Here is a 25,862-nt window from a genome sequence, read left to right as displayed (position 1 = left end):
CCCTCCCCCACGAGGAGCAACCATGACCGGACCGCATCGCCCGGGGGCCCGCATGCGGGCTCTCGCCGCTGTCGCCTGTACCGCCGCCCTGGGCGCCGCCCTGCTGGGCGTCGCGGGCACCGGGTCCGCCGGAGCGGCCCCCGCCGCCCAGCAGGCCGCCGCGCCGTCAGCAGAACCGGCCGCCCCCACAGCGGCCGGCAACAAGGTGGTCGGATACTTTACCAACTGGGGTGTCTACCAGCGCAATTACCACGTCAAGAACGTCGAGACCTCCGGCTCGGCCGACAAGCTGACCCACATCAACTACGCCTTCGGCAACGTCCAGGGCGGCAAATGCACGATCGGCGACTCCTACGCCGACTACGAGAAGGCCTATACGGCCGACCAGTCGGTCGACGGGGTCGCGGACACCTGGGACCAGGAACTGCGCGGCAATTTCAACCAGCTGCGCAAGCTCAAGAAGCTGCACCCGGACCTCAAGATCATCTGGTCGTTCGGCGGCTGGACCTGGTCCGGCGGCTTCGGTGAGGCGGCGCAGAACCCGGCCGCCTTCGCCGAGTCCTGCTACAGCCTGGTGGAGGACCCCCGTTGGGCCGATGTGTTCGACGGCATCGACATCGACTGGGAGTACCCCAACGCCTGCGGTCTGACCTGCGACACCAGCGGCCGTGACGCCTACGGCAACCTGCTGTCGGCCCTCCGCTCCAAGTTCGGCGCAAACAACCTGGTCACCTCGGCGATCAGCGCGGACGGCTCCGAGGGCGGCAAGCTCGACGCGGTCGACTACGGCGGCGCGTCCAAGTACGTCGACTGGTACAACCCGATGACGTACGACTTCTTCGGCGCCTGGGACGCGAAGGGTCCGACGGCCCCGCACTCCCCGCTGACCTCCTACACCGGCATCCCGAAGGAGGGCTTCAACAGCGAGGCGGCCATCGACAAGCTGAAGGCCCAGGGCGTCCCGGCCTCGAAGCTGCTGCTCGGCATCGGCTTCTACGGCCGCGGCTGGACCGGCGTCACGCAGGACGAACCGGGCGGCACGGCGACCGGCGCGGCTCCGGGCACGTACGAGGCGGGCATCGAGGACTACAAGGTCCTCAAGAACAGCTGCCCGTCCACTGGCACCGTCGCCGGCACGGCGTACGCGCACTGCGGCACCAACTGGTGGAGCTACGACACCCCGGCCACCATCGGCACCAAGATGGCGTACAAGAACCAGCAGGGCCTCGGCGGCACCTTCTTCTGGGAGCTCAGCGGTGACACCACCGACGGCGAGCTGATCAAGGCGATCGACTAGGAGCGGCACGCGTAGGGGGCGGGGACCGGTTCGGTTCCCGCCCCTCTTCCGTGCCCGGTGCCGATGTGGCGTGTCACCTGGGGCAACAGGCATGGTGATCACACAAGTTCCACACGCCCCACATGCCGCGCGTCCCCGCCCCTTCCTCAGAGGCCCCGGGGAAACGGGCGAGGCGTCGCGCCCCACGGCACGGCTCAGATGAAGGTGACGTGCCGCTCCTGAGTGACGGGGCCGGAGGCTCGCACGGGACCTTGCCCAGAGGCTCGCTCACGGCAGGCGTGGATCACGAACAGGAGACCCGCCCGCAGGATCACATGAGGCCGATCTGGGTCACGAACATGGCGACGACCACGACGAGCGTCCAGCCCAGGATGTTCTCCAGCAACTTCGAGCGGTCGTCGGGCCCGCCCGTCCGGGCACGGCGGCGGGCGTGGGCGGCGGTGGTGGCTGCTGCTGCTGCGGTCATGGCATCTCGCTCGGTCTGCTGGGGGGTGGGCAACCCTCGAAGGGTGCCTGCGATGACCCGACCACAGTGCCAGCCCGGCAGGCCCCCGGGGTAGAGATCCGCGTCACTCCCCCGGGGCCCGCCGGGGCCCGGCGCCGGGCGGGTGTCGGGTGGGCGGGGAAGTACAGGCAGCGGACGCCGCCTGTGCCCGATACCACAGCGCCCCTCGCATCGCCGACGGAGGTTCGGCAGGGGCTCCAGGGGCTGCGGCTTGCTCGATGGACCGGTGGCGGCTGATCCGCGCGGCCAGTTGTTCGGTTTGGCCCGGTGGGCCCGTAAGTCGGTGATGCGTAGACGGTCCCTGAACACCGTGACTGTCTTCATCGGAATCGATCTTCCGCACGACGCCCAGGCCGTGCGGGTCCGGCGCCGCAGACGACGCGTCTCTCGGTCGTGAGCCGTTTCGGCTCATCGCGCTAAATCTCCCGGCGGCAGCACCCGCGGCCGTTCCCCCCGCAGCAAACGGAGGTTCAGGCGCGCGGCAGCACGCCCAGAAGCGTCGAAGTGAAGGAGGCCCGCAGAGCTTCACGCAGCTCCATGTGGAGCACGCCGAGGGCGGGCTCGTCCGCGTAGGCGGCAAGGAGGCTGGGCGGCGGCGGGGCGTACGCCGACAGGGCACCCGCCGAGACCAGGCTCATCAGACAGAACAGCTGCGCACCATCGCCGAGCTCCGGCAGGTGACGGCACACGAGCTCGTCCATGGCCGCGAGCCGCACGAGGGAGGAGCGCTTGTGCCGCTTGACCACCTCGACCGAGACGTTGTGCTCGAGGACGCCGCCCTGCGCGCCGAAGAGGTCACAGAGCACCACCCGCTCCGCCAGTGACCGGCTGAGGATCTCGGCCAGCTGCCCCGCCCGCACATCCGGCGCCGCGTGCGCCTCGACGCCTGCGGCCAGTTCGTCCGCCAGCCCGGCGAGCCAGCTCCCCAGGAAGACATCCAGCAGTTCGAGCAGCACTGCCTCGCGCGACTCGAAATACCGCAGGACGTTCGACTTGGCCAGGCCCACCCGCCGGCTGAGCTCGTTGAGGCTCACCTCGGCCACGGGCATCTCGTCGAGCATCGCCGCCGCCGTGTCCAGGATCGCCCGGCGGCGGATCTCCCGCTGCTCCTCGCTGCGCGCCCGCTGAAATGTCACGCCCTCACCCTAACTCCCGATTAAAGACCACCGGTACCTTGACAGGAGACCAGCGGTCTTTTACGTTGGTCCTCTTAACAGACCGATGGTTTCTTAGGAGTCCGCCATGAACGGCAACTGGACCGAGCAGCACATCCCCGATCAGCACGGCCGGGTGGCGATCGTGACCGGCGCCAACACCGGACTGGGCTTCGAAACCGCCCGGATGCTCGCCGAGCGCGGAGCGGCGGTGGTCCTGGCCGTACGGAACATCGAGAAGGGCAAGCAGGCAGCTGCCCGCATCACCGGCGACGTCACCGTCCAGGCCCTCGACCTGACCTCCCTGGACTCGATCCGGTCCGCGGCGGCCGACCTGCGCGCCGCCCACCCACGCATCGACCTTCTGATCAACAACGCGGGCGTGATGTACACCCCGAAGCAGACCACCGCCGACGGCTTCGAGCTGCAGTTCGGCACCAACCACCTCGGCCACTTCGCCCTGACCGGGCTGCTGCTGGACCGACTCCTGCCCGTCCCCGGCTCCCGCGTCGTCACGGTCAGCAGCACCGGCCACCGCATCCGGGCCGCCATCCACTTCGACGACCTGCAGTGGGAGCGCTCGTACAGCCGCACCGCCGCCTACGGCCAGGCCAAACTCGCCAACCTGATGTTCACGTACGAACTGCAGCGCCGGCTCGCACAGCACGGCACCACGGTCGCGGTGGCCGCCCATCCCGGCGTGTCCAACACCGAACTCACCCGCAACACACCCGCCGCGCTTCGGGTACCCGTCACCTGGCTCGCGCCGCTGCTCACCCAGAAGGCCGCGATGGGCGCCCTGCCCACCCTGCGCGCCGCCACCGATCCGGCCGTCACCGGCGGCCAGTACTACGGTCCCGGCAACCGGGGGCAGATCCGGGGCTATCCGAAGCTGGTCACCTCCAGCCCCGACTCCCACGACCAGGCCACCCAGCAGCGCCTGTGGACCGCCTCCGAGGAGCTCACCGGGGTGACCTTCTCAGCGTGACTCCACAGCGATGACGGCCGGCTGGTTCGAACGAACGGCGCCGCCGGTAAGGGCGGGCGGCCCCGTGAGCAGCCGCTGTACGTGCCGCACGGACGCGTACGAACCGCCCCCGGAAGGCAGCATCATGCCGTCAAGGACGCCGAGGGCACCGTTCAGGTGATCGCTTGCCTCGGTTGCGTCGATCGACTGGTGCGACCGGCAGAGCTCGGCCGGCCGTTCCAGCCGAGCCCCCGGCACGACGTGTCGCGCGGTGGCTTCCCGCACATGGCGCTGGAGCAGGACGATCTCAGGCCGATGGGTGTCCAGGTGCCAGTTCCGGAAGTCGGCGCCGCCCTCGTCCAGGGCACCCATCAGCTCAAGCCGCTCGGTCCTCCCGAATATGGTCCGCACGACTTGCGACACGAATGGACCACCGTGCTTTAGACGAACGGCGTGTCCGTCCACGAGGTGTCCCGTCGGCTCGGACACCGCTTCGGTCAAGGTCACGGTGGACCAGTACGGCCACCTCACGCAGGACGGTCAGGAACGCTGGCGTCAGGCCGCCGGGACAGCCGTGGGGCCGGACCTGCTCACACCAGGCCCAGCGACTGCAGCGCGCGGCGCTGACGCGGTGCCGGCTCAGCGGGCCAGTAGACGTAGCAGACACCACCAGTGCCACTTCTGACCTGGCCGTTCGCGTCATAGCGCTTGGTGCGGAGCCAGATCGTCTCCCACTCGTGCCTCAGGTAGACACGCCGCACCGCCTCGTCGCTCGGCGATGCCGGGTCGTTGGCGATCACGTCGCCGTCCTCGGTGAAGCCGATCACCGTCATCAGGTGGCCGGAGGTCCCGTACCCCGCACCGGTCAGCTCCGTCTTGAGGAACGACTGCGACGTTATGACCGGGATGCCGGCCCGGATCAGGGTCTCCAGATCCTCCAGCGAGCCGAGCCGGGTCACCACGGCGCTCATGCCCTCGTACGTCGCCGCGTAGGCGGCGTTGAAGGGCCAGTTGCCGCAGCCCTCGTACTGGTTGTCGTACGTGAAGCGCGCCGCGTGGCAGACCTGCGGGTCCTCCAGCCCCGGCTTGACCCAGTCGAGGTCCTCCGCGGAGGGCTTGCGTCCCCAGTACTCGATGATCATCTGCGAGGAGGTGGGGCTGCACCACGCCTCACCGCCGTTGTCGTACTCGGGGTACTGCCCCACGTGCACGTTCTGCGAGAAGCGCGGCACCGCAAGCTCCCGGGCGAGCCCGGGTGCGGAGGCGGGCACGGTGAAGCGGTCGGGGACGTCCGAGGCCATCGCGCCGAGGCGCCACACCGTGGGTGTGAGCCGGGTGCCCGGAGTGCGGTACAGGGTCAGCCGCAGCCGGTAGGACACCAGGCGCAGGCCGCTCGCCGCGTCGTCCACCGAGAAGGTGTCGGTCCAGATGGAGCTCTTGCCGTCGGTCTGGTCGTCGACGGAGGTGCGGCGGATGTCGCCGTCGCCGGCGGCCCAGCGGCCCATGACGTACCAGGGGGTCTCGGTGCCGTCCGAGTAGCCGCCGCGCAGTTCGATCTGGATCCAGGTGCCGGCGGGGGTGTCCGCGTTCCAGGACGCGATCACCTCGGTTGCCGGGACGGCGGAGCGGTGGACCGGTGACGTCCAGGTGGCGTACTCCCACCCCGCGGTGGTGCCGGTGTGCGGGTCCGTGTAGTCGGTACGCCCCAGGGGGTGGGCGATCACCAGCCCCGGCCGGCGGGCTGCGACCGCGCGGGTGCCGGCGGCTGAGCCGCAGCGCCAGTCGGTGTACGACGTCCAGAAGTGGTTGTCCACGAGAGAGGCTGCCGCCGAAGGTGCGCCGGGCCGGGTGCGGGGCGGAGCCGCGGCTGACGCGGAAGCGGCGGACGACACCGCTCCGGCGCCGGCCGCTGCCGCGATCGCGGCGGTGAGCACGGTTCTGCGTGAGGTCGGACTGGGCATGGGCGAGACCCCCGGTCGTAAGCGGAATAGGGCGGCAGGTGCACGACAGTGCGCCAACTATTGCGGGTCATCCCCCGGTTCGGCCAGCGATTCTGCTCGCGTCGAAGGACCAATATTGGTGTGGACCACTGGCGTGACCTGCGGCTGCTTCGCAGCGGCTCGTAGGCTGGGGCCATGAACGACCTCTCACGCCTTGCCGCTCGGCTGCGCACCCTGCCGCCGTCCTGCGGGCCGGTCCGGCTGATCGCCGTCGACGGCCACGCAGGATCGGGCAAGAGCACCTTCGCCGCCCGGCTCGCGGCGACGCTCGACGACGCCCCGGTGCTGCATCTGGACGATCTGGCCACCCACCAGGAGCTGTTCGCCTGGACCGGACGGCTGGCCGAGCAGGTGACCGGTCCGCTGTCGCGCGGCGAAACCGCCCGCTACGCGCCGTACGACTGGACGGCCCGCACCTTCGGACCGCCGCGCACCCTGGACCCCGCACCGGTGGTCCTGATCGAAGGCGTCGGCGCCGGACGGCGGGCCCTGCGCCCCTCCCTCACCCACCTGTTGTGGATGGATCTGCCGGCCGCGGAGTCCTGGGAGCGGGGCCGTCGACGTGACGGAGCGGTGCTGAGCACCTTCTGGGACGGCTGGACGGCAGCCGAGGCAGCCCATTTCTCGGCCGATCCCTCGCGCCCCTGGGCCGATGCTCTGGTACGCCAGTTGCCTGTGGGGTACGAGTGGCTGAAGGGATCCCCTCCGACAGCAGGAACGAACCATTCCGTCACCCATCGTGATCACCCGTCCCGGCCATACTGAGCAGTCGGAAATCGGTCCGGAAGTGCCTCAACTCTTCTTGACCCGGGGGCGGTACAGGTCTTACGTTCTCAATGTGCGGCTTTTCGGAGCCCCCGCAGACACGAAGCCCCCGGTTGTTCCCCCGTGATCGGGGGCTTCGTTCTGTGCTCGAGGCGGGTTTCCCGCCCCACGCACCCCCTTTCACTTACCGTGAGTTACGGCCCACCTTCGGCCTGCGGCGCCCTTAGTCGCACACTCCCTGCGCAGGTACGATGCCTCTCGGTGCGGTCAATTCCCGTCCATGGCACAGTGATTCGGCGCGCCTCGGCGGGCCGTCGTGCGACGGGACATCCTGGGGGCACGGTTTGTGGGGGACCTGATGGACAGCGGCACGCAGGGCGCACAGGCCCCGGCCGACCTCGCGTGGCTGCGCGGCATGGACGCCTACACGATGGGCGCCTACCCGCAGGCCGAAGAGGAGTTCAGGGACGCGGTACGCCTCGATCCCGGCATGGCGGACGCCTGGCTCGGCCTCCACGCGCTGCGGGTCGACACGACCACGGCGCTGCTGCACATGTACCGCCATCGCGACCGGTTCGGCGATCAGCGCGGGCGGCACCGCCGCACACTCAACTCCTGGTACTGGCTGGGCTGGTGGGTGCAGCCGGTGCTGGAGAGTCCGCGCGACCTGCTGCTCGCGCACGCCTCGCACTGGCTGGACGGCCGCCATGTCCCGGAACTCGACCGGGCGTTGGCCGGTCTGCCGCCGGTGGACGCCGACCCCCAGGTCCGCTTCCTGCACGCCTGCCGCTCCTACCTCGTCAAGGACTGGGAGCAGCTCGTACGCCATACGGAGCAACTGATCGACGATCCCCTGCTCGGTATCGAGGCGGGGCTCTTCGGCGGGATGGCGCGGGTACGGCTGGAGATGTACGGGCAGGCCGAGCCCCTGCTGTCCACCGCGCTCATGCGCTGCCGCAGTGAGCAGCCACAGCGCAAGGAGCTGCGCTACTGGCTGGCCCGCGCGCACGAGGGCACGGGCCGCAGCGCGGCCGCGCTGCCCCTGTACCGGGCGGTCCACCGGATCGACCCGGCGTTCATGGACACGTCGGCGCGGCTGGCCGCGATCGCGGACTACGACGGGCTGGACGGCTCCGAGGAGGCGTCAGGCCTGGCTGCCGTCTCGCTCACCGGCCTGGGTGCCGACGGCTCGTTCGCGGAGGCGCAGCCGGACGGCGACTCGTTGCTGGGCACCGATCTGGTGGACGGCCGGGAGCTGCGGCCCGGCGTCGAGGCGCAGGACCTGCCGGGCTTCGGGGTGTCGCCGCCGCCGGACGGGGCGCGGCACAAGGCCGCGGCCCCCGGTCAGAACGCGCCGCAGTCGTTCCCTGCCGGGCCCAGCGATCCCGTACGGCTCGCCGAGGCGCTGGCGGAACTGGAGCGGATGGTCGGCCTGGAACCGGTGAAGCGTCAGGTCAAGGCGTTGTCGGCGCAGCTGAACATGGCGAGGCTGCGGGCGGGCCAGGGGCTCCCCGTACAGCCGCCGAAGCGACATTTCGTCTTCTCGGGCCCGTCCGGGACCGGCAAGACCACGGTGGCGCGGATCCTTGGCCGGGTGTTCTACGCGCTGGGCCTGCTTGGCGGGGACCATCTGGTCGAGGCCCAGCGGGCGGACCTGGTAGGGGAGTTCCTGGGCCAGACAGCGGTGAAGGCCAATGAGCTGATCGACTCGGCGCTGGGCGGGGTCCTCTTCGTCGACGAGGCGTACAGCCTCTCCAACACCGGATACAGCAAGGGCGACGCGTACGGCGACGAGGCACTGCAGGTCCTCCTCAAGCGCGCCGAGGACAACCGCGACCATCTCGTCGTCATCCTGGCCGGCTACCCGGAGGGCATGGACCGGCTGCTGTCCACCAACCCCGGGCTCTCCTCGCGCTTCACCACCCGGGTGGACTTCCCCAGCTACCGGCCGCTGGAGCTCACCTCCATCGGTGAGGTGCTGGCCGCGGAGAACGGGGACGCGTGGGACGAGGAGTCGCTGGAGGAGCTGCGGTCCATCAGCGGCCATGTCGTCGACCAGGGCTGGCTCGACGAGCTGGGCAACGGACGCTTCCTGCGCACGCTGTACGAGAAGAGCTGCGCCTACCGCGATCTGCGGCTCTCCGGCTATGCGACGGTGCCGACGCGGGACGATCTGGCGACGCTGCGGCTGCCGGATCTGATGCAGGCGTACGGCGAGGTGCTGTCGGGGCGGGGGCCGGTGGGCCGGGGCCGGCAGGAGCCGCCCGAGGTGTGAGGCGGTCCCGTCCCGGGCCGCCGGAGCCGAAGCGCCCGACGGCCGGGGACGGTGCGCCCTGAGGGCGTGGAGAACTATAAGTTGCGTGCTGTCGCTCTTGATGGCACAGCTCATGCCGGGTGTTCGACAGCAGGTTGATTTCCCGCACGCCCTGACGACCTCGTGCACGACAGGCATCGCCGCAGGCCGGCGGCTTGCGTCGTCGCGGCGCCCGAGCCATTGAGCCGCACGGATGCAGCGACGGCTCCTGTCGTGCACGAGGTCGTCAGGGCTGTCCCGCAGTTCCCGGCGGGACAGCCCTCAGCCGACCAGGGCGGAGAGTTCGTCCGAACCGGTCTGCCGCTCCTCGGTGCGGCGCGGCTCCGCGACCCGGTGGGCCGGGTCCCGTACCTCTCCGACCAGCATTTCCAGTACGTCCTCCATGGCGACCAGGCCGAGCACCCGGCCCGATGCGTCGGCGACCTGGGCCAGATGCGTCGCCGCGCGGCGCATCACGGTCAGGGCGTCGTCCAGGGGCAGCTCGGCCCGCACGGTGGCCATGGGGCGCCACACGTGCTGCGGGACGGCCCGCTCGCCGTCCTCCAGGTCGAGGACGTCCTTGACGTGCAGGTAGCCCATGAACGGGCCGCCGCCCTCCGCGCAGACGGGGAAGCGCGAGTAGCCCGTCCGTACGGTGAGCTCCTCGATCCGGCGCGGGGTGACGGAGGGGTCCACCGTCACCAGGGCGGCCCGGTGCAGGAGCACGTCGGTGACGGGCCGGCTTCCCAGCTCCAGGGCGTCCTCCAGCCGTTCCTGCGCCCCCGGTTCCAGGAGCCCGGCCTGTCCGGAGTCCTCGACGAGCCGGTTGAGCTGCTCGCTGGTGAAGACGGCCTCCACCTCGTCCTTGGGCTCGACACCGAAGATCCGGAGCACCAGCCGGGCACAGGCGCCCAGCGCCGAGGTGACCGGACGGCAGAGCCGGGCGAAGCCGACGAGGCCGGGGCTGAACCACAGCGAGGTCTTCTCCGGGGCCGCCATCGCCAGGTTCTTCGGGACCATCTCGCCGACGACGAGGTGGAGGAAGACGACGAGGGCCAGCGCCAGCACGAAGCCGAGCGGGTGGATCAGCTCTTCGGGCAGGTGCACCGCGTGGAAGACCGGCTCCAGCAGACGGGCGACGGTCGGTTCCGCGACGGCGCCGAGGGTCAGTGAGCAGATGGTGATGCCGAACTGGGCTGCCGCCATCATCTGCGGCAGGTTCTCCAGCCCGTACAGCACCTTGCGGGCCCGGCTCGACCCGGCTGCCGCCAGGGGTTCGATCTGGCTGCGGCGCACCGAGACGAGGGCGAACTCCGCCCCGACGAAGAAGCCGTTCGCCAGGACGAGGAGTCCGGCGAAGAGCAACTGGACCAGGCTCATCGTGCAGCCTCCAGGACCCGGCGGGACGCCCGCGGCGCGACGGCCGGTGCGGGCGACTCGGCCAGGCGCACGAAGCGGACCTTCTCGGCCCGGTAGTGGCCGACCTGGCGGACGGCGATCCGCCAGCCGGGCAGTTCGGCCCGGTCACCGGGGGCGGGAATCCGGCCGAGCAGGTCGGCGACCAGCCCGGCGACGGTCTCGTAGGGGCCCTCGGGTACGTCGAGGCCTATCCGGCGCAGGGTCAGTACCCGGCAGCTGCCTTCGGCGTCCCAGGCGGGCCGCCCGTCCTCGGGGGCGGCGGCAGCCAGCTCGGGGCGGTCGGCGCCTTCGGCATCGTGCTCGTCCCGCACCTCGCCGACGAGCTCCTCGATGATGTCCTCCAGTGTGACGACGCCGGCGGTGCCGCCGTACTCGTCGACCACGACGGCGATCGGCTGCTCGTTGCGCAGCCGCTGGAGCAGCTGCTCGACGGGCAGGGTCTCGGGCACCAGCAGCGGCGGCACGGCGATCCGGCCGGCCGGGGTCCGCAGGCGCTCATGGGCGGGGACTGCCAGCGCGTCCTTGAGGTGGATCATGCCGACGACCTCGTCGATGCGGTCCTGGTAGACGGGAAAGCGGGAGAGGCCGGTGGCGCGGGTGAGGTTGAGAACGTCCGCCGCGGTCGCGGAGGACTGCAGGGCGCTGACCTTCACGCGCGGGGTCATCACATGCTGGGCGGTGAGCCCGGCGAGCGACAGCGTCCGTACGAAGAGGTCCGCGGTGTCCTGTTCGAGGGTGCCGGCCTCCGCCGAGTGCCGCGCCAGGGAGACCAGCTCCCCCGGCGTACGGGCGGACGCCAGCTCCTCGGTCGGCTCGACGCCGAGAAGCCGCACCAATCGGTTGGCGACGGTGTTCAGCAGGCCGATCACCGGGCGGAAGACCCGGGTGAACCCCTGCTGGGGTCCGGCGACGAACCGTGCGACCTGGAGCGGCTTGGAGACCGCCCAGTTCTTCGGTACGAGTTCGCCGATGACCATCTGGACGGCGGCCGCGAGCAGCATGCCGATGACCACGCTGATGCCGGGGACGGCACCGTCGGGCAGACCGGTCAGGGAGAGGGGACCTTCCAGCAGCTGGGCGAGAGCCGGCTCGGCGAGCATGCCGACCACCAGTGAGGTGATGGTGATGCCGAGCTGGGTGCCGGAGAGCTGGAAGGAGAGTTCGCGCAGGGCGCCGACGACGGTTCGGGCCCGCCGGTCGCCCTCGGCGGCGGCGCGCTCGGCGTCCGCCCGTTCCACGGTGACGAGCCCGAACTCGGCTGCCACGAAGAACCCGTTGGCGAGGATGAGAAGGAATGCCGCGCTGAGAAGCAGCAGGGGGGTGGTCATGCCGCCGCCTCCACAGAAGGGGCGGCGCAGGTACTACCGGACGATCCGTCCATTGCTGGAGGGAGTCACTCCTTGGGTCGCAGGAAAGCCCCGCGGGCCTCGGGGCCTCTGGTGCGGGGCGGGGCGCACAGGGCGCCGCCACCTCCAGAGTAATCAACGAGAGGCAGTACGGGGCAGGGGGCTCAGCCGTTGTCCTTGCCCGTGCCGCGGTTCTCGGCGAGGGCGCGGAGCATTTTGGCGTCGCGAATGGCCTGTGCCTTGGCGATTCCGGGCTGGATGCCGAGGGCGGGCATGCTGGTCCCGTCGCTGAGGTCGAGGAACACCCACGGGTCGCCGGCGCGCAGGTTGACGCGCACGATCTCCGCCCAGGACAGCCGCCGGGTGCGTGTGAGGTTGACCACGGTCACCCCGCTGTCGTCCGCCACGATCCTGGGGCGGCTGAGCAGCGCCAGGACGCCGAAGAAGAGCAGCGCGGTGAAGACGAAGCTGGCCCGCTCTCCCCCGCTGAGCTGTTCCAGGGTGAAGGCGACGACGGTGATGACGGCGAACATCACCGCCCCGACGCTCAGCAGGACCACCCGGGTGCGGGTGGGCCGGAAGGTGACCGGAAGGTCGGGGAGTACGGGGGCTGACATGGTCTTCTTCCGTCTCCCGCCGTCAGAGGCGGCAGGCGTGGATGGCCGTGGTGAGGATGGCGCGGGCGCCGAGGTCGTACAGGTCGTCCATGATCCGCTGCGCCTCCTTGGAGGCGACCATGGACCGGACGGCGACCCAGCCCTCGTGGTGCAGCGGGGAGATGGTCGGCGACTCCAGGCCCGGGGTGAGGGCCACGGCGCGCTCCAGGTGCTCGACGCGGCAGTCGTAGTCCATCATCACGTAGCTGCGGGCCACCAGGACGCCCTGGAGGCGGCGCAGGAACTGCTGGACCTTGGGCTCGTCGTCGGGAGCGCCCTTGCGGCGGATGACGACCGCTTCCGACTTCATGATCGGCTCACCGATGACTTCGAGTCCGGCGTTGCGCATGCTGGTGCCGGTCTCGACGACGTCGGCGATGATCTGGGCGACGCCCAGCTCGATGGCGGTCTCCACCGCACCGTCGAGGTGGACGACCGCGGCGTTGACGCCGGTGTCGGCCAGGTGCTTGGCGACGATGCCCTCGTAGGAGGTGGCGATCGTCATGCCGTCGAAGTCCTGCGGGCCCGCGGCCGTTCCGGGCTTGGTGGCGTAACGGAAGGTGGAGCGGGCGAAGCCGAGCTGGAGGATCTCCTCGGCATCGGCGCCGGAGTCCAGCAGCAGGTCGCGGCCGGTGATGCCGATGTCGAGACGCCCCGAGCTGACGTAGATCGCGATGTCGCGCGGGCGCAGGTAGAAGAACTCGACCTGGTTCTCGGGGTCGACGAGGACGAGTTCCTTGGACTCCTTGCGCTGCTTGTAACCCGCCTCATGGAGCATCGCCATCGCAGGCCCGGAGATAGCACCCTTGTTGGGGACGGCGATGCGCAGCATGAGGTCGGGTTTCCTTTGCGAAAGGGGTGTACGGATACGTGCGGACGGGTGCGGAGGTCGCGCTCAGAGGTGGGCGTAGACGTCGTCGAGGGAGATTCCGCGCGCGACCATCATCACCTGGACGTGGTAGAGCAGCTGCGAGATCTCCTCGGCGGCGGCGTCCTTGCTCTCGTGCTCGGCGGCCATCCAGACTTCGGCGGCCTCCTCGACGACCTTCTTGCCGATGGCATGCACGCCCTTGTCCACCAGTTCGGCGGTTCGGGAGGTGGAGGGGTCGCCGTTGGCGGCCTTGAGCTGCAGCTCGGCGAAGAGCTCTTCGAAGGTTTTGTTCGCCATGATGTCCTTAAGAATACGGGGTCCGGGACCGGTACTCAGCGCCAGGGTTCGCTGACCGAGCGCAGTGTGGTGGCGGTGGCGACAGCGGCGGTGACCGCTTCGTGCCCCTTGTCCTCGTTGGACCCTTCCAGGCCCGCCCGGTCGAGTGCCTGCTCCTCGGTGTCACAGGTGAGGACACCGAAGCCGACGGGGACGCCGGTGTCGACGGCGACCTGGGTGAGACCGTTGGTGACGCCGTGGGACACGTATTCGAAGTGCGGCGTGCCGCCGCGGATGATCACGCCGAGGGCGACGATCGCGTCGTACCCGCGGCCGGCCAGCACCTTGGCGACGACCGGGAGTTCGAAGCTGCCCGGGACCCGCAGCAGGGTCGGCTCGTCGATGCCCAGCTCGTGCAGCGCGCGCAGTGCACCGTCGACGAGTCCGTCCATGACCTTCTCGTGCCACTGCGCCGCGACGACCGCGACGCGCAGGTCACCGCAGTTGCGTACGGACAGTTCGGGTGCGCCCTTGCCGCTCATGTCTCTCCTACAGCTCGTTCAGGGATGGCTACTGGGGGGAATGCGGTCGGCTACTGGTTGCCGCAGGTCGACGCGGTGGCGGCGTCGAGCCAGGGCAGGTCGTGGCCCATGCGGTCGCGCTTGGTTCGCAGGTACCGCAGATTGTGCTCGCCGGCCTGGACGGGCATCGGCTCACGGCCGGTGACCGTCAGACCGTGCCGCAGGATCGCGGCGGTCTTCTCGGGGTTGTTCGTCATGAGCCGCAGGCTGCGGACGCCGAGGTCCTTGAGGATCTGGGCACCGGCCGCGTAGTCCCGGGCGTCGGCGGGCAGGCCGAGCTCCAGATTGGCGTCGAGGGTGTCGACGCCGCGCTCCTGGAGTTCGTACGCGCGCAGCTTGGAAACCAGCCCGATGCCGCGGCCCTCGTGGCCGCGCAGATAGACGATCACGCCGCGGCCCTCCTCCGTGATCCGCCGCATGGAGGCATGCAGCTGGGGACCGCAGTCGCAGCGCTGGGACTGGAAGATGTCGCCGGTCAGGCACTCGGAGTGGACCCGGACCAGGACGTCCTCGCCGTCCCCGATGTCGCCGTGGACCAGGGCGACGTGCTCGATGCCGTCCACGGTGGAGCGGTAGCCGTACGCGGTGAACGCGCCGAAGCTGGTCGGCAGCCGCACCTCGGCCTCGCGACGGACGGTCGGCTCGGAGGTCCGCCGGTAGGCGATCAGGTCCTCGATGGAGATTATGGTCAGCCCGTGCTTGCGGGCGAACGGGACCAGCTGGGGCAGGCGCAGCATGACGCCGTCCTCCCCTGCGATCTCGACGATCGCGCCGGCGGGCCGCAGCCCGGCCAGCCGGGCGAGATCGACCGCGGCCTCGGTGTGGCCGTTGCGCACGAGCACCCCGCCGGTGCGGGCGCGCAGCGGGAAGATGTGGCCGGGGCGCACGAAGTCGCCGGGTCCCGCCGTACCGCCCGCGAGCAGCCGGAGCGTGGTCGCGCGGTCGGCGGCGGAGATGCCGGTGCTCACGCCGTGGGCGGCCGAGGCGTCGACGGAGACGGTGAAGGCGGTCTTCATCGACTCGGTGTTGTGCTCGACCATCTGCGGCAGTTCGAGCCGCTCCAGTTCGTCGTTCTCCATGGGCGCGCAGATGAGTCCGCGGCACTCGCTCATCATGAAGGCGACGATCTCGGGCGTGGCCTTCTCGGCCGCGATGACGAGGTCGCCCTCGTTCTCCCGGTCCTCGTCGTCGACGACCACGACGGGCCGGCCTGCGGCGATGTCACGGATGGCCTGCTCGACGGGGTCGAGGGAGAGGTCCTCGACGGGTACGTCGTGTTCCCGGTGCAACCAGGCGGGCTGGGCAGTCATGCCGTGGCTCCTTCCAGAGCGGGTGTCCGCGTACGCAGCCACCAGTCGCGCATGCCCCACAGGACGAGGGCCCCGTAGACGACGTAGATGAGACCGGAGAAGGCGAGACCGCTGTGGAAGTTGAGCGGCACACCGACCAGGTCGACGAGGAGCCAGGCGAACCAGAACTCGACCATGCCGCGGGCCTGCGCGAGCATCGCCACGAGCGTCCCGGCGAATATGTACGCGTCCGCCCACGGGCTCCAGGAGAGCGAGGGGAACGCGGTGAACAGGCCGCCGACCGCGAGGGTGCCGAGGGCGGCTCCGCCGAGCAGGTAGCCGCGCTCGCGCCAGGTGGCGAACCGTACGGCGATGGATCCGTCCTGGGCCTGCTGCCGGCCCCTGGTCCACTGCTGCCAGCCCCACACGGCCACGGCGATGACGACGAGCTGCTTGCCGACGCTGCCCGCCTGGTGGACGGAGACATTGGCGGCGACGAGCACGACACCGGACAGGAGCTGGGCGGGCCAGGTCCAGATCGAGCGGAGCCAGCCCAGGGTGAGGGCGATCAGACCGATCGTGTTGCCGATCATGTCGGACCAGATGATGTGCTGGTCGAAGACGGTGAACGCCTCCGAGTTCAGCCAGTGCAGGGCACTCACTTCGCCGGCTCCCCGTGCTCCTGCGCGGAGTTGCCGAGCAGCCGCTCGACGTACTTCGCGATGACGTCCACCTCGAGGTTGACCGGGTCGCCGGGCTCCTTGATGCCGAGCGTGGTCAGGGCGAGGGTGGTGGGAATGAGGCTGATGGTGAAGTAGTCGGGTCCGGCGTCGACGACGGTCAGGCTCACGCCGTCGACGGTGATCGAGCCCTTCTCCACCACGTAGCGGGTCAGGTCCGCCGGCAGGGAGATCTTCACGATCTCCCAGTTCTCGGAGATCTTGCGCTCGAGGATGCGGCCCGTGCCGTCGACGTGCCCCTGGACGATGTGCCCGCCGAGCCGGCCGCCGAGCGCCATGGGGCGCTCCAGGTTGACCCGGGAGCCGGTCGCCAGCGCGCCCAGACTGGAGCGGTTCAGGGTCTCGGCCATCACATCGGCGGTGAAGTCGTGCTCGCCGAGGTCGACGACGGTCAGGCACACGCCGTTGACGGCGATCGAGTCACCGTGCTTGGCGCCCTCGGTGACCACGGGACCGCGCAGGCGGAATCGGGAGGCGTCGCCGAGGTTCTCGACGGCGGTGACCTCACCCAGCTCTTCGACAATTCCGGTGAACACTCAGTTTCCCTTCGGGGCAGGGCCGGGGACGGCGGTGATGCGCAGATCGGGGCCGATATGTACGGTCTCGGTCACATCGAGGCGCAACGCCTGGGCGATGGTGGAGATTCCGGCCTCGGCGAGGGCCGCGGGCCCGGCGCCGAGGAGTACGGGGGCCAGATAGCCGACGACCTTGTCGACCAGTCCCGCCGCGACGAAGGCCCCGGCCAGGGTCGGACCGCCTTCGAGGAGTACGGAGCGGACGCCGCGCCCGTGGAGGGCGGCGAGGAGTGCGGAAAGGTCCAGGCCGGGGCCGTCGGCCGCGCGGGGCAGCCGCAGGACGGCCTCGTCGGGGAGGTGGCGGGCATCCGCGTCATCGGCGACCGCGATCACGGTGGGCGCGGTCGCGTCGAGGACCCGGGCGCCCGGCCGTACGGCGGTGGCGGCGGTGTCGACGACGACCCGCAGCGGCTGGACGGCGCCGTCGATGCCCCGTACACCGAGCTGGGGGTCGTCGGTTCGGGCGGTGCCGGAGCCGACCACGACGGCGTCCGCCTCGGCGCGCAGGCGGTGGACGTCGGCGCGGGACTCGGCGGAGGTGATCCAGCGGCTGGTGGAGTCCGCGGCCGCGATCCGGCCGTCCAGGGTCGCCGCGTACTTCCAGGTGACGTGCGGGCGGCCGAGGCGCACCGAGGTCAGCCAGGCGGCGTTGACCGCTTCGGCCTCCTCGGCGAGCAGGCCCTGCTCGGCCTTGATCCCGGCGGCGCGCAGGGTGTCCGCACCACCGGTGGCCTGCGGGTTCGGGTCGCCGACCGCGTACACGACCCGGACGATCCCGGCCTCGGCGAGCGCCTGGGCACAGGGGCCGGTCCGTCCGGTGTGGTTACAGGGTTCGAGGGTGACGTACGCGGTGCCGCCACGGGCCTTCCGGCCGGCCGCGCGCAGGGCGTGGATCTCGGCGTGCGGCCCTCCGGCGCGCTGGTGGAAGCCCTCACCGACGATGCGTCCCGTCGCGTCGAGGACGACGCATCCGACGACCGGATTGGGGCTGGTGGAGCCGAGACCGCGGGCGGCGAGCATGACGGCTCGGCGCATGGCGGTGGTGTCGGCTGCGGTGTCCACCGGGTCCTCCTGCCTCTTCGGGCACGGACTCCGGGGCCTGTCGATGACGACAGATGAAGCGGAACGCTGAACAGGGACGCCGAATGCCCGAAAAACGGATGGATCGGTCGCCCGAAAACCATCCGCCGACGGCGGCGTACCCGCGAAACGGCCCGCCGCGCACTGCCTCCCATCCGGACTTTAACCGTCGGTCCAGGAATCTCACCTGGTCAACCGGCCGCTGGATGCGGACGGGTCGCGGACTATAACCGCCGGTTCGGAATTGCACCGACCCCGGAGTGCGCTGCTGCTGGTACACGATCAGTGTGCCACGACTGGCCGTGACCCATACGGGTGAACGCTGTGGAGTGGCTCACAAACAGGCTGCGACAGCGGCTCTTTTCGGACACTCGCACCCTATTGGTCCAGACCTATTGACGCAGTGGTCTAGTCCTCTTAATCTCTGCGTCACCTCCGAGGAACGGTTCCGCGGTGTGCGCACACCCGGGAACCAACGCGACCCACCCCCTTGCCAGTTGTGTTCTGCCGACCTCCCCAGGAGGAACCGAACGTGCTGTCCCCCACCCGCGCGAGAGCCACGCTGCTCGCAGCCGGCGCCAGTGTCGCCGCACTGCTGATCGGCTCGCTCTCCGCAACCGTGTCGCACGCCGCCGACCAGGAGTCCTGTCGCCCCGACGGGCTTTACGAGACCCCGGGCGTCGCCGTCCCGTACTGCTCCGTTTACGACTCCGAGGGCCGCGAGAAGATGGGCGCCGACCACCCGCGGCGAGTCATCGGGTACTTCACCAACTGGCGGACCGGCAAGGACGGCAAGCCCGCCTACCTCGCCTCCGACATCCCCTGGGACAAGGTCACCCACCTCAACTACGCGTTCGCCCACGTCGACGGCGCCAACAAGCTTTCGGTCGGTGCCGACGGCCCGGACAACGCCTCGACCGGCATGACGTGGCCGGGAGTCGCCGGTGCCGAAATGGACCCGGGTCTCCCCTACAAGGGCCATTTCAACCTGCTCAACAAGTTCAAGAAGCAGTACCCGAACGTGAAGACGATGGTGTCCGTGGGCGGCTGGGCCGAGACCGGCGGCTACTTCGACGACAGCGGCAAGCGGGTGGACTCCGGCGGCTTCTACTCGATGGCGACCAACGCCGACGGCTCGGTCAACCAGGCCGGGATCAACACCTTCGCCGACTCGACGGTCGACTTCATCAAGAAGTACGGCTTCAACGGCGTCGACATCGACTACGAGTACCCGACCACCATGAAGGACGCCGGCAACCCGCTGGACTGGACCCTGTCCAACGCCCGCCGGGCCGGTCTCGTCAAGAGCTACGCCGCGCTGATGAAGACCCTGCGCGAGAAGCTCGACCGCGCGTCCGCGGCCGACGGCAGGCACTACCTGCTCAGCGTCGCCGCGCCCTCGTCCGGCTATCTGCTGCGCGGCATGGAGACCTTCCAGGTCCAGAAGTACCTGGACTACGTCAACATCATGTCGTACGACCTGCACGGCGCCTGGAACGAGTACGTCGGCCCGAACGCCGCGCTGTTCGACGACGGCAAGGACGCCGAACTCACCCAGGCGAGCGTCTACTCGACCTCGCAGTACGGCGGGACCGGCTACCTCAACACCGACTGGGCCTACCACTACTTCCGCGGTTCGATGCCGTCCGGCCGGATCAACATCGGCCTGCCGTACTACACCCGCGGCTTCAAGAACGTGCAGGGCGGCACCGACGGCCTGTGGGGCAAGGCGGCCACGACCGACTGCCCGGCCGGTGCGGGGCTGACCAAGTGCGGGGACGGCGCCGTCGGCATCGACAACCTCTGGCACGACCTGGACACCAACGGCAAGGAGGCGCCGGCCGGCTCCAACCCGATGTGGCACGCGAAGAACCTGGAGAAGGGCGTCGTCGGCGACTACGTCACGGACTACGGATTCCCCGCGGACACCAAGCTGTCGGGCACCTACGTCCGCAAGTACGACTCCACGCTGGTCGCCCCCTGGCTGTGGAACGCCGAGAAGAAGGTCTTCCTCTCGACCGAGGACGAGCAGTCGGTCAAGACCAAGGCGGACTACGTGGCCGACAAGGGCATCGGCGGCACGATGATCTGGGAACTCGCGGGCGACTACGGCTGGAACGCCGCGAAGGGCCAGTACGAGCCGGGCTCCACCCTCACCTCGACGATGTACGACACCTTCAAGTCGGCCGCGCCGTACGGGGCCAAGCGCTCCACCATCGACCTGCCGGCCCAGGCGCTGGACATCGACGTCTCCTTCGACCAGTTCCCGCTGGGTGACTCCAACTACCCGATCAGCCCCAAGCTGAAGATCACCAACAACACGAAGGCGACGCTGCCCGGCGGCACGGAGTTCCAGTTCGACTACGCGACCTCGGCGCCCGCCAACGCCAAGGACCAGTCGGGCTTCGGCACCACGATCGTGCGCAGCGACCACACCGCCGCCAACAACATCGGCGGGCTGAAGGGCGACTACAACCGCGTCTCTCTGAAGCTCCCGGCCTGGCAGACCCTGGCGCCCGGCGCCTCGGTGCAGGTGGACTTCACCTACTACCTGCCGACGTCCACACCGTCGAACTGGACGGTGACCTTCGGCGGACAGTCGTACGCGCTGGCCGCCGACCTGGCGCGCGGTACGACGGTCGTCGAGCCCGGCACGGGCGGCACGCCGTCACCCGACCCGACCGGCACGACCGGGCCGAGCCCGGACCCGACGGGCGGCGCGTGCGCCGCGGCTGCGTGGAGCGCGAGCTCCGAGTACGGCGCCGGTGCGACGGTCAGCCACGGTTCGCACCAGTGGAAGGCCAAGTGGTGGACGAAGGGTGACACGCCCGGATCCACCGGCGAATGGGGTGTCTGGCAGGACCTCGGGGCCTGCTGACGCTCCCCCCACAGCCGCCCGCCGGTGACCGGATCGCCCCCGGTCACCGTCGGGCTCCGCCGTTTCCGGGGTGCGGGGTTCCGTCCTCAATCGCCGGACGGGCTTGGGTGCGGGTGCTCCGCGGGGGGGTGCGCCGTTCCCCGGTGGGTGGGGGTCCGGGGCCCCTCCGGGGTGTCTCCTCAAACGACGAACGTTCCGCGGGTACGCATAGCAGGTCGGGTATCTGTTCGTCGTCCTGCGGGGACTCCCCTGCACGGCCCCGGACCCGGCCGTCTGGCGTCTGCGGCCGTTGTATCGCCGGTGTGCAGACGCGGGTGAGGCCGGGTGGGGCCGTGCAGGGGCGTCCCCGCAGGAAATGGCGTACGACCCGGGTTCACCGCGTTGCCGGGTGCACACGCCATTTCTGAGGAGACGCCCCGGAGGGGACCCACCCCCACCCACCGGACAAGGCGCACCCGCAGCCACGGAACCCCACTCACACCACCGGGGTGAACAGCGCGTCCTGAGCCGCCTCGCGGGCAGCGAGCAGCGCGCCGCGCAGGACCGCGGTGCCGCCGAGCAGGCCGGCTCTGACCTCGGTGCGCAGCGGGGACATCATGGCCAGCCGTTCCTCCACGCGTGCGGCCAGCGCGTCGCCCCCCGCATGACCGACCTCGCCCGCCAGCAGGACACAACCCGGGTCGAGGACCGAGGCGACCGCGGCGACGCCCAGTGCGAGGCGGTGCGCGAGGGTGTCGAGGAAGGCTTCGCTGTCCCCCTGCCCCGCAAGCGCCGCGCGCACGACGCCCGCGGCGCCGGGCTCCTGTCCCGCAACCGGTGCGGTGATGCCGTGGGCGGCGGCCAGTTCACAGAGCGACGCCGAGCCCGCCAGGGAGTGGAAGCCGCCGTCGCAGTTGACGGCCGAAGGGAACCCGATCGTGCCGGGTACCGGCAGAAAGCCGATTTCGCCCGCACCGCCCGAGGCGCCGCGGCGCAGCTTCCCGTCCAGCATCACGGCCGCCCCGACACCGTGGCCGAGCCAGAGCAGGACGAAGGTGTCGTGGCCGCGGGCGGCTCCGACGCGGTGCTCGGCGACGGCGGCAAGGTTGGTCTCGTTCTCCACGAGCACGGTCGCGGGCAGGCGCTGCTGGAGTGCCCGGACCAGTCGACGGTGCCAGGCGGGCAGTCCGGTGGTGTCCCGCAGCTCCCCGGTGACCGGGTCGATCAGGCCGGGGGCTCCGACGCCGACGCTGTGGAGCGGCGCCGTGCCGGCCGTGTGCGCCGTGCGTTCCAGGAGGGCGACGGCCTGTTCGACGGCGTCATCGGCCGGGGTGTCGCTGCCGATCGGCAGGGTGGCCTCGGCAAGGGTCACGCCAAGCAGGTCGGCGACGACCACGGCGACGCTGTCCGTACGCACGTCGAGGCCGGCCAGATGGGCGCCGTCGGCGACGATGCCGTAGAGCCGGGCGTTGGGGCCGCGGCGGTCGGCCCCGGCCTCTCCGACCACCCTGATCAGTCCCGCGCCCTGCAGCCGTTCGACCAGGTCGGCGACCGTGGGCCGGGAGAGCCCGGTCAGGGTCTTCAACTGCGTGGCCGTCAGCGGGCCGTCCTGCTGGAGGTGGCGCAGGGCGAGCCGGTCGTTGATGGCCCGGGCGGTACTCGGTGATGCGGGCATGCCGGGATCCTTCCAGATCACTGCCGCGGTCCCGGCAGTCTATTTATCAGGCAGGGTTCCTGATAGTTTACTGCCCGCATCGTGGAGAAGGCCGCCGAGGAGCGCCGAGAACCACGCGGACAGAGCATTTCCAGGGGAGGGCACGGCGGTATGACGACGAATTCCACGGTTCCGGTCTTCGGAGCGCAAGAGGTGCGGCGGGCCAGGTACGCCGTCGCCGCGGTCTTCACCGTGCACGGCGCGGTGACCGGCAGTTTCGCCACCCGGGTGCCCTGGATCCAGGACCACGCCGGGGTCAGCGCCGGGCAGCTCGGTATCGCTCTGGCCTTCCCGGCGATCGGCGCCTCGCTCGCGATGCCGCTCGCCGGTGCCGTCAGCCACCGCTTCGGCGCCAGAACCGCGTTGCGCGGGTTGCTGGCCCTGTGGACGCTGGCCCTGATCCTGCCCGCCCTGGCCCCCAACCTGCTCACGCTGTGCGCGGCGCTCTTCGTTTACGGGGCGTCGGCCGGCATGTCCGACGTGGCGATGAACGCGCTCGGTGTCGAGGTGGAGAACCGCCTCGACAAGTCGATCATGTCCGGGCTGCACGGGATGTGGAGCGTCGGAGCCCTGATCGGTTCGGCGGCGGGCACGGTGGCCGCCCATGTGGGGGCGGACGCGCGGCTGCACCACACGATCGTCGCGCTCGTCCTGACCGCCCTGGGTCTGATCGCCTGTCAGCGCGTACTGGATCTGCGCAGCGAACCGGACGAGGAACCGCCGCCGCGCTTCGCCCTGCCGCCGAAGTCGGCCCTGATCATCGGCGCGGTCGGCTTCTGCGCGGTGTTCGCGGAAGGGGCCAGCCTGGACTGGTCGGCGGTCTACCTCCGCGACGTCCTGGACAGTTCGGCCGGACTGGCGGCCGCGTCGACGACCGCGTTCGCCCTGACCATGGCGATCGCCCGCATCGCCGGCGACCGGATCGTCGACCGCTTCGGCGCGGTACGGACCGTCCGGACCGGCGGCGTTCTCGCGACCGTCGGCGGGATCATGGTGGTCACCGCCCCGAACGCGGCCCTGGCGATGTCCGGTTTCGGACTGCTGGGGCTCGGCATCGCCGTGGTCGTCCCGCTCGCCTTCGCGGCGGCCGGGCGCAGCGGCCCGAACCCGAGCCAGGCGATCGCCGGTGTCGCGACGATCACGTACACCTCGGGGCTCATCGCCCCGTCGGCCATCGGGTCCCTGGCCGAGGCCACCTCGCTGGTCGTCTCGTTCGGCGTGGTGTCGGTGCTGGCGTTCGGGCTGGTGCTCGGCGCCGGGGTGCTGCGGGCCGGCGACCGCAAGACCGTGGCCGCCTCGGACGCCGGTGCCCCGAGCGCGGCACCGGCCGGACCGCGCCCCTGAGACGTACTGCCCCCGGCTCCGCCTGGCGAGTTCCCGCTCACGCCGGACGTACGTAAGCGTCGGCCGGCGTGAGCGATCCCGAAGCGCACGGGGATCACTGACGCGCCACCTGGGGCTGCTCACCCATGGGGCACCCGGATGCCCGGACCGCGGCGGTCTCTGTATCGGCGATGGCGCCGTCGCCGCCTGCGGTCTCGCCCCGAGGGGCCTCGCGGCCCGGCTCAGCCGCGAACTCGCCGCCGCTGGGGCGACGAGCCTTCCGGCCACTGCTCGAGCGAGGCGCCGCTCCCGCGTGCCCGGAGCCCGGCCGGGACCGCACCTCGCTCCGGCACTAACATGGCGCTGATCATTTCCTCGGCGTACGTCGGGCCCTCGGGCTCGGCGCCCAGCACGTGGTCGCGATGTCCGGCACCTCGTCACACCCATGACGACCACGGACAGCCGGCGCTTCCCCACAGGACAGGGGGTGCGCCAGGCGGGTGCTCACTCCACGGCAGGCCCTGTCGACGTGCCGCTGAACCGTTTGTCCCGCCAATGATCGAAGCCGTCCGACCTCATCGGCCGGGCCTCATCACCACCCAGCAACACATCAAGGAGCAAGACCATGGCGGGCTTCGGCTGGAAGCTGCACGGCGACGGCAAGAGCCTCGCACCGGGCGAAGTCGTGAAACCGGATGAGCGGCTCACCTGGGGGCGCACCGCCGGCCTCGGTGCACAACACGTGGTCTCCATGATCGGAGCCTGCTTCGTCGCCCCGATCCTGATGGGTCTGGACGCCAACCTCGCCGTCATGGCATCCGGTGTGGCCACCATCCTCTTCCTGCTCATCACCCGTGGCCGCATCCCCAGCTATCTCGGCAGCAGCCTGTCGTTCATCGGCGTGGCCGCCGTCATCAAGACTCAGGGCGGCGACGCGGCGACCCTCACCGGCGCGCTGCTGGTCGTCGGCGCGGTCCTCTTCCTGTGCGGGGCAGTCGTTCGCGCTCTCGGCGCCCGCGTCATCCACGCCGTCCTTCCGCCGGTGGTCACCGGCGCTGTGGTCATGCTCATCGGGTTCAACCTGGCTCCTGTCACCGCAGGCACCTACTGGCCCCAGGATCAGTGGACCGCGCTGCTCACCATGCTCTTCACGGGCTTCGCCCTCGTCGTGCTGCGCGGCTTCTGGTCCCGTATCGCGATCTTCCTCGGCCTGGCGTTCGGCTACCTGATCTCCTGGGTCCTCGACCGCGTCTTCGGCAAGATCCACTCCCCCGCCGGAGGCACCGAATCGGTCGACCACTGGCGCCTCGACCTCTCGGGGGTGGCCAAGGCCGACTGGGTCGGCTTTCCCACCTTCCACGCCCCGAGCTTCTCCCTCTCCGCGGTTCTCGTCGCCCTGCCCGTCGTCATCGCCCTCATCGCCGAGAACGCCGGACACGTCAAGGCCGTGGGCGAGATGACCGGCGACCCGCTGGACGACAAGCTCGGCACGGCGATCATGGCCGACGGTGCTGCCACCGTGCTGTCCACGTCGGTCGGCGGCCCCGCCACGACCACGTACGCCGAAAACATCGGCGTCATGGCCGCCACCCGCGTCTACTCGACCGCCGCCTACTGGTGCGCCGCCGGCTTCGCGATCCTGTTCGGGCTCTGCCCCAAGTTCGGTGCCGTCGTGGCCGCCATCCCCGGCGGGGTCCTCGGCGGAATCACCGTCATCCTCTACGGCATGATCGGCCTGCTGGGCGCCCAGATCTGGGTCCGCTCCCGCGTCGACCTGTCCAACCCGCTCCACCTCGTGCCGGTGGCCGCGGGGCTCATCGTGGGAATCGGCAACGTCGGTCTGACGCTCACCGACAACTTCGAGCTCAGCGGCATCGCGCTGGGGACATTGATCGTCGTCGTCGGCTACCACGCCCTTCGGGCCCTGGCACCTGCTCACATGAAGACCGAGCCGCCGCTCACCGGACCGGACGATCCGGGGTACGTGCGGTAGCGGCGCCCGCCGTCAGGACGGTCGTCCGGGCCGCACCGGCCAGTGACGTCGTCGGGTCGGCGCGACACCAGGCCTCGTGGTGTCACATGCCTCGCCGCGGTGTCCGGTGGTGTTCCACCTGGCCGGAGCCCCCGCAGCCCACTGCCGTCCGGCACCGGACG

The 25,862-nt window shown here is 70.5% G+C and carries 22 protein-coding genes and 1 riboswitch; of the genes, 7 read left to right on the top strand and 15 right to left on the bottom strand.

Annotated elements, in window-relative coordinates:
* Positions 1-22 precede the first annotated feature (22 nt).
* Positions 23-1,297 carry a glycoside hydrolase family 18 protein gene (locus tag ACIOEW_RS38640; RefSeq protein ID WP_401970017.1) on the top strand — a complete coding sequence of 425 codons (1,275 nt, stop codon included), beginning with the start codon at positions 23-25 and terminating at the stop codon, positions 1,295-1,297.
* Positions 1,298-1,607: 310 nt separating this feature from the next.
* On the opposite strand, the gene ACIOEW_RS38635 is transcribed toward ACIOEW_RS38640, so the two are convergent.
* On the bottom strand, positions 1,608-1,763 hold the full coding sequence (locus tag ACIOEW_RS38635; RefSeq protein WP_401970014.1) for an SCO1431 family membrane protein: 156 nt from the start codon (positions 1,761-1,763) through the stop codon (positions 1,608-1,610).
* A 509-nt stretch (positions 1,764-2,272) separates the two neighbouring features.
* Positions 2,273-2,938 (bottom strand): TetR/AcrR family transcriptional regulator, encoded by a 666-nt coding sequence (locus ACIOEW_RS38630; protein ID WP_401970011.1) that lies wholly within the window; start codon positions 2,936-2,938, stop codon positions 2,273-2,275.
* Positions 2,939-3,044: 106 nt separating this feature from the next.
* Here ACIOEW_RS38630 and ACIOEW_RS38625 point away from each other — a divergent pair, with 106 nt between their 5' ends.
* Entirely contained in the window at positions 3,045-3,944 is a 900-nt protein-coding gene (locus tag ACIOEW_RS38625; RefSeq protein ID WP_401970009.1) for an SDR family NAD(P)-dependent oxidoreductase, read from the top strand.
* Here ACIOEW_RS38625 and ACIOEW_RS38620 read toward each other — a convergent pair.
* Together ACIOEW_RS38620 and ACIOEW_RS38615 are read right to left on the bottom strand one after the other, a co-directional pair.
* Positions 3,936-4,334: a hypothetical protein gene (locus tag ACIOEW_RS38620; protein ID WP_401970007.1), complete on the bottom strand. Its 399-nt coding sequence runs from the start codon at positions 4,332-4,334 to the stop codon at positions 3,936-3,938. The two genes, ACIOEW_RS38625 and ACIOEW_RS38620, sit on opposite strands and share 9 nt — an antisense overlap.
* Positions 4,335-4,513: 179 nt before the next feature.
* Positions 4,514-5,884: a peptidase C39 family protein gene (locus ACIOEW_RS38615; protein WP_401970004.1), complete on the bottom strand. Its 1,371-nt coding sequence runs from the start codon at positions 5,882-5,884 to the stop codon at positions 4,514-4,516.
* A 174-nt stretch (positions 5,885-6,058) separates the two neighbouring features.
* Here ACIOEW_RS38615 and ACIOEW_RS38610 point away from each other — a divergent pair, with 174 nt between their 5' ends.
* Both ACIOEW_RS38610 and ACIOEW_RS38605 read left to right on the top strand, forming a co-directional pair.
* Positions 6,059-6,688, top strand: coding sequence for a hypothetical protein (locus tag ACIOEW_RS38610; protein WP_362554739.1), 630 nt, complete (start codon positions 6,059-6,061; stop codon positions 6,686-6,688).
* A 358-nt stretch (positions 6,689-7,046) separates the two neighbouring features.
* Positions 7,047-8,963: an AAA family ATPase gene (locus tag ACIOEW_RS38605; RefSeq protein ID WP_362554741.1), complete on the top strand. Its 1,917-nt coding sequence runs from the start codon at positions 7,047-7,049 to the stop codon at positions 8,961-8,963.
* Between the two features lie 300 nt (positions 8,964-9,263).
* On the opposite strand, the gene ACIOEW_RS38600 is transcribed toward ACIOEW_RS38605, so the two are convergent.
* The 10 genes from ACIOEW_RS38600 to ribD form a co-directional block, all read right to left on the bottom strand.
* Positions 9,264-10,361: a hemolysin family protein gene (locus ACIOEW_RS38600; RefSeq protein WP_362554743.1), complete on the bottom strand. Its 1,098-nt coding sequence runs from the start codon at positions 10,359-10,361 to the stop codon at positions 9,264-9,266.
* A complete protein-coding gene (locus tag ACIOEW_RS38595) occupies positions 10,358-11,728 on the bottom strand; it encodes a hemolysin family protein (RefSeq protein ID WP_362554745.1) in 1,371 nt (456 codons plus the stop codon). Before ACIOEW_RS38595 ends, ACIOEW_RS38600 begins: the two co-directional genes overlap by 4 nt.
* Positions 11,729-11,910: 182 nt before the next feature.
* Positions 11,911-12,363 carry a PH domain-containing protein gene (locus ACIOEW_RS38590; RefSeq protein WP_401970002.1) on the bottom strand — a complete coding sequence of 151 codons (453 nt, stop codon included), beginning with the start codon at positions 12,361-12,363 and terminating at the stop codon, positions 11,911-11,913.
* 22 nt (positions 12,364-12,385) lie between these two features.
* A complete protein-coding gene (hisG, locus tag ACIOEW_RS38585; protein WP_362554749.1) occupies positions 12,386-13,234 on the bottom strand; it encodes an ATP phosphoribosyltransferase in 849 nt (282 codons plus the stop codon).
* Positions 13,235-13,297: 63 nt separating this feature from the next.
* Positions 13,298-13,570, bottom strand: a complete 273-nt coding sequence (locus ACIOEW_RS38580; RefSeq protein WP_018524273.1) for a phosphoribosyl-ATP diphosphatase — start codon at positions 13,568-13,570, stop codon at positions 13,298-13,300.
* A 35-nt stretch (positions 13,571-13,605) separates the two neighbouring features.
* Positions 13,606-14,091, bottom strand: a complete 486-nt coding sequence (gene ribH, locus ACIOEW_RS38575) for a 6,7-dimethyl-8-ribityllumazine synthase (protein ID WP_266776450.1) — start codon at positions 14,089-14,091, stop codon at positions 13,606-13,608.
* Positions 14,092-14,141: 50 nt separating this feature from the next.
* The gene (locus ACIOEW_RS38570) at positions 14,142-15,440 is read right to left on the bottom strand and encodes a bifunctional 3,4-dihydroxy-2-butanone-4-phosphate synthase/GTP cyclohydrolase II (RefSeq protein WP_401970001.1); all 1,299 of its coding nucleotides are present in this window, start codon (positions 15,438-15,440) and stop codon (positions 14,142-14,144) included.
* Positions 15,437-16,081, bottom strand: coding sequence for a nicotinamide mononucleotide transporter family protein (locus ACIOEW_RS38565; protein WP_219573224.1), 645 nt, complete (start codon positions 16,079-16,081; stop codon positions 15,437-15,439). The genes ACIOEW_RS38570 and ACIOEW_RS38565 overlap by 4 nt, the downstream gene beginning before the upstream one ends.
* Positions 16,078-16,695, bottom strand: a complete 618-nt coding sequence (locus tag ACIOEW_RS38560; protein WP_362554753.1) for a riboflavin synthase — start codon at positions 16,693-16,695, stop codon at positions 16,078-16,080. The genes ACIOEW_RS38565 and ACIOEW_RS38560 overlap by 4 nt, the downstream gene beginning before the upstream one ends.
* A complete protein-coding gene (gene ribD / locus ACIOEW_RS38555; protein WP_401969998.1) occupies positions 16,696-17,796 on the bottom strand; it encodes a bifunctional diaminohydroxyphosphoribosylaminopyrimidine deaminase/5-amino-6-(5-phosphoribosylamino)uracil reductase RibD in 1,101 nt (366 codons plus the stop codon). It abuts the gene before it with no gap.
* Positions 17,797-17,951: 155 nt separating this feature from the next.
* A riboswitch (FMN riboswitch) is annotated at positions 17,952-18,082 on the bottom strand.
* 264 nt (positions 18,083-18,346) lie between these two features.
* On the opposite strand from ribD, the gene ACIOEW_RS38550 reads away from it, so the two are divergent.
* Positions 18,347-20,692 carry a chitinase C-terminal domain-containing protein gene (locus ACIOEW_RS38550; RefSeq protein WP_401969996.1) on the top strand — a complete coding sequence of 782 codons (2,346 nt, stop codon included), beginning with the start codon at positions 18,347-18,349 and terminating at the stop codon, positions 20,690-20,692.
* 475 nt (positions 20,693-21,167) lie between these two features.
* Here the strand turns inward: ACIOEW_RS38550 and ACIOEW_RS38545 are convergent, their stop codons facing one another.
* Positions 21,168-22,346: an ROK family transcriptional regulator gene (locus tag ACIOEW_RS38545; protein ID WP_362554759.1), complete on the bottom strand. Its 1,179-nt coding sequence runs from the start codon at positions 22,344-22,346 to the stop codon at positions 21,168-21,170.
* A 150-nt stretch (positions 22,347-22,496) separates the two neighbouring features.
* Between ACIOEW_RS38545 and ACIOEW_RS38540 the strand changes: the two genes are divergently transcribed.
* Entirely contained in the window at positions 22,497-23,729 is a 1,233-nt protein-coding gene (locus ACIOEW_RS38540) for an MFS transporter (RefSeq protein ID WP_362554761.1), read from the top strand.
* A gap of 604 nt (positions 23,730-24,333) precedes the next feature.
* A complete protein-coding gene (locus tag ACIOEW_RS38535) occupies positions 24,334-25,701 on the top strand; it encodes a uracil-xanthine permease family protein (RefSeq protein WP_401969995.1) in 1,368 nt (455 codons plus the stop codon).
* Positions 25,702-25,862: the final 161 nt, after the last annotated feature.

Source organism: Streptomyces sp. NPDC087901 (genome assembly GCF_044742205.1).
Lineage (GTDB): Bacteria > Actinomycetota > Actinomycetes > Streptomycetales > Streptomycetaceae > Streptomyces.
This window is presented reverse-complemented; position numbering and strand designations above follow the sequence as displayed.

What these genes read in the sequence shown, in the direction of transcription:
- ACIOEW_RS38615 (WP_401970004.1), bottom strand. Translation starts at nt 5,884, where the DNA reads ATGCCCAGTCCGACCTCACGCAGAACCGTGCTCACCGCCGCGATCGCG.
- ACIOEW_RS38605 (WP_362554741.1), top strand. Translation starts at nt 7,047, where the DNA reads ATGGACAGCGGCACGCAGGGCGCACAGGCCCCGGCCGACCTCGCGTGG.
- ACIOEW_RS38545 (WP_362554759.1), bottom strand. Translation starts at nt 22,346, where the DNA reads ATGCCCGCATCACCGAGTACCGCCCGGGCCATCAACGACCGGCTCGCC.
- ACIOEW_RS38540 (WP_362554761.1), top strand. Translation starts at nt 22,497, where the DNA reads ATGACGACGAATTCCACGGTTCCGGTCTTCGGAGCGCAAGAGGTGCGG.
- ACIOEW_RS38535 (WP_401969995.1), top strand. Translation starts at nt 24,334, where the DNA reads ATGGCGGGCTTCGGCTGGAAGCTGCACGGCGACGGCAAGAGCCTCGCA.
- ACIOEW_RS38635 (WP_401970014.1), bottom strand. Translation starts at nt 1,763, where the DNA reads ATGACCGCAGCAGCAGCAGCCACCACCGCCGCCCACGCCCGCCGCCGT.
- ACIOEW_RS38625 (WP_401970009.1), top strand. Translation starts at nt 3,045, where the DNA reads ATGAACGGCAACTGGACCGAGCAGCACATCCCCGATCAGCACGGCCGG.
- ribH (WP_266776450.1), bottom strand. Translation starts at nt 14,091, where the DNA reads ATGAGCGGCAAGGGCGCACCCGAACTGTCCGTACGCAACTGCGGTGAC.
- ACIOEW_RS38610 (WP_362554739.1), top strand. Translation starts at nt 6,059, where the DNA reads ATGAACGACCTCTCACGCCTTGCCGCTCGGCTGCGCACCCTGCCGCCG.
- hisG (WP_362554749.1), bottom strand. Translation starts at nt 13,234, where the DNA reads ATGCTGCGCATCGCCGTCCCCAACAAGGGTGCTATCTCCGGGCCTGCG.
- ACIOEW_RS38570 (WP_401970001.1), bottom strand. Translation starts at nt 15,440, where the DNA reads ATGACTGCCCAGCCCGCCTGGTTGCACCGGGAACACGACGTACCCGTC.
- ACIOEW_RS38590 (WP_401970002.1), bottom strand. Translation starts at nt 12,363, where the DNA reads ATGTCAGCCCCCGTACTCCCCGACCTTCCGGTCACCTTCCGGCCCACC.
- ACIOEW_RS38595 (WP_362554745.1), bottom strand. Translation starts at nt 11,728, where the DNA reads ATGACCACCCCCCTGCTGCTTCTCAGCGCGGCATTCCTTCTCATCCTC.
- ACIOEW_RS38600 (WP_362554743.1), bottom strand. Translation starts at nt 10,361, where the DNA reads ATGAGCCTGGTCCAGTTGCTCTTCGCCGGACTCCTCGTCCTGGCGAAC.
- ACIOEW_RS38580 (WP_018524273.1), bottom strand. Translation starts at nt 13,570, where the DNA reads ATGGCGAACAAAACCTTCGAAGAGCTCTTCGCCGAGCTGCAGCTCAAG.
- ACIOEW_RS38640 (WP_401970017.1), top strand. Translation starts at nt 23, where the DNA reads ATGACCGGACCGCATCGCCCGGGGGCCCGCATGCGGGCTCTCGCCGCT.